This is a genomic window from Alienimonas chondri (genome assembly GCF_013036045.1).
Lineage (GTDB): Bacteria > Planctomycetota > Planctomycetia > Planctomycetales > Planctomycetaceae > Alienimonas > Alienimonas chondri.
In genome coordinates this window covers 1-2442 of sequence record NZ_WTPX01000294.1, presented here as the reverse complement: position 1 = coordinate 2442, position 2442 = coordinate 1, and the positions used below count along the sequence as shown (strand labels likewise).

Annotated in this window: 1 protein-coding gene and 1 pseudogene; one reads left to right on the top strand and one right to left on the bottom strand. The window is 69.2% G+C overall.

The window, feature by feature from the left end:
* The first annotated feature begins 49 nt into the window (after positions 1-49).
* Positions 50-1170 (top strand): annotated as a pseudogene (locus tag LzC2_RS23100) (ISAs1 family transposase).
* Positions 1171-1206: 36 nt separating this feature from the next.
* Here LzC2_RS23100 and LzC2_RS21120 read toward each other — a convergent pair.
* The gene (locus LzC2_RS21120; RefSeq protein WP_171189999.1) at positions 1207-2238 is read right to left on the bottom strand and encodes a M23 family metallopeptidase; all 1032 of its coding nucleotides are present in this window, start codon (positions 2236-2238) and stop codon (positions 1207-1209) included.
* Between the last annotated feature and the right edge of the window lie 204 nt (positions 2239-2442).

Below are 2442 nucleotides of genomic sequence, written 5' to 3'. Positions count from 1 at the left end.
CCCCCGACCCCTCTCCCCCAAAAGGGGGCAGGGCCGCTAAGTTATTCGAATGACGCTGCTCGACCATCTCGCTCGTGTGCCCGATCCGCGGTCGCGGCACGGGCGCCGGTATCCGCTGTCGCCGCTGCTGGCCGGGACGATCATGGCGCTGCTGTGCGGCCACGCCGGCTATCGCCCGATCGCCCGGTTCTTCGCGGCCAACGTCGAGGACCTGCGGCGATCCGCCGGCTGGCCGGCCGACCGGCCCCCGCCCTCCAACGTCACCGTGCGGGCCGTCCTGCGGGCCTTGGACTTCGCGGCGCTGTCGGCCGAGTTCCGGGTTTGGGCGACCGAGCGACTGCCGAACGAAGAGGTTCTGGCCCTCGACGCCAAGGCGATCCGTTCGACCGTCTCGGATCACGAATCCGCCGAGCAGGACTTCGCGGCGTTGGTCAGCGCCTACGGCGCCGCCAGCGGGCTGACGGCGGCGGCGGTCCTCTACCGCTCCAAGGCCCAAAGCGAAGTGCACGCCGCCCAAGGGTTGATCGCCGAACTGGCCGCCGCCTTGGATCTGACGGGCCAAGGCACGGGCCGAGGACTGACGGGCAAGATCGTCACGCTGGACGCGTTGCACTGCGTCAAAAAACGCTCGCTGCGATCGCCGACGCCGGCGGGGATTGGCTCGTGAAGGTGAAAGGGAACCGGGCCGCGTTGCTCACGGCCTGCCGAACCGCGGCCGAGGGCGAGTCGCTTTCAGCCTATGAGTCGGAGGAGCGGACCCGCGGCCGCACTGTCCGCCGACGCGTCGAGACGTACGCCCCGCCGGGCCGGCTTCCGACCGGCTGGCCGCCGACCGGACGCGTGATTCGGGTCGAACGATCGGGAACGCGGGACGGCCGGGCGTACCGGCGGGAAGGGTTTTATCTGACCAGCCGCGCCGACGACGCGGAGGCGTTGGCCGGCGTGATCCGGGCGCACTGGTTGGTCGAGAACCGGCTGCACTGGTGCAAAGACGCGGTAATGAACGAGGACCGCGGCCGCGTTCGGGACGGCGCCGGGGCGGCGATCCTGAGCCTGCTGCGGGGTTTGGCTCTGTCGCTGCTGAGGCACGCCGGCTTCGCCAGCCCGACCGACGCCTTCGCCCGGCTCGCCAACCGCGTCCCGGAACTTCTCCGGCTCCTGAAAACTTAGCGGCCCTGCCCAAAGGGGGAGAGGGGAGAACGGGTTTTATCGACGGCGCGACGACACGATAAATTGTTCTGTAAACAGCGGCTTGTCGTTGTGGGTCACCCGCACGGTCCAGCGGCCGGGGTCGACGCGGGCGGGCAGATCGAGGCTCGCCGACCACCAGCCGAAGCGAATCGTCGGGGTTTCAAAGGGGATCGTGGTCTGCACGCGGCCGCGAGGATCGAGGAACTCGTAGTTCAATCGGTCGCCTTCCTTGAAGCCGTGCAACTGCGCCCAGACCCAGACGCTGCGGCCCTCCCCGCCCGCCGGACCGCGGGAGGTGAACGGGTCTGCGTCGGCGGGCCGCTCGGCGATCGTGTCTTCGGTCGGCTCGATCTTCGTGACGCCGTGGTCCAGCACGCCGGAGACGTCGCCAGCGTAGGGCAGCGGGTTCTTCCACCAGCGCTCAGGATCCTCCAAGGTGGCGACGACGATCCCGCCGCGGTGGGCAATCTGGGCGGCGTTGGCGCCCTCCTGCGTCACGACCTTGAAGTGCAGGTGCGGGCCGGAGGACCTCCCCGAACTGCCGACAAGCGCGATCGTCTGACCGGCGCTCACGCGATCGCCCGGCTTCACCTTCAAAGACCCCTTTTTGAGGTGGAGGTACGAGGTCCGCAGCCCGCCCGGATGGTCAATCTCGATCAGATTCGGCGGCGTTTTGGGGCGAGTCTTCGGGTCGTTCACGTCTCCGTAGTTGCGGTCCGTGTGGCCGTCGTCGGTTTGAATGACGACGCCGTCCGCGGCGGCGAGCACCGGCACGCCGCGGTCCATGACCGCGAAGTTCGGCAGGGTGAAGTCGACCGCGTCGTGAAAGTCATAGGTGTAATCCCCGCCGCGGGCGTCCTTTACGCCGCGAAACTTCGGATCGACGTCCACATAATTGACGATCGCCCAATCCTTCCACGCCTCTCCGCCGATCGGCGTGACGAGCTTGACCGGCGGTGAATCGCCGGGCGCCGGCTCGTCCGTCGACTGGGCAAAGACCGTCGTCGCCCAGCAGAGCGATAGGGCAAAGAAAACGAAACGGTGCATCGCGGCGGCGAACGGAGATCGGCGAACGCCCGAGCCTCCCCCGCCCGCCCGCTGGCGTCAACGAGGGGTCCGGCGCCGATGGGGGCCGAACCCCGCGGTCGGCGCCCGGGTCGGTGCAGCCATGGCTTCCCGTCACGCCACCCGCAAGCTCGTCAAGCATGGGCAGACCGCCGCGCAGCGCGCGGCCCGGTTCGCCCCCGCGCC

Bases quoted from the DNA above. Each gene is read 5' to 3' on its own strand.
- LzC2_RS21120 (WP_171189999.1), bottom strand. From the start codon at position 2,238: ATGCACCGTTTCGTTTTCTTTGCCCTATCGCTCTGCTGGGCGACGACG.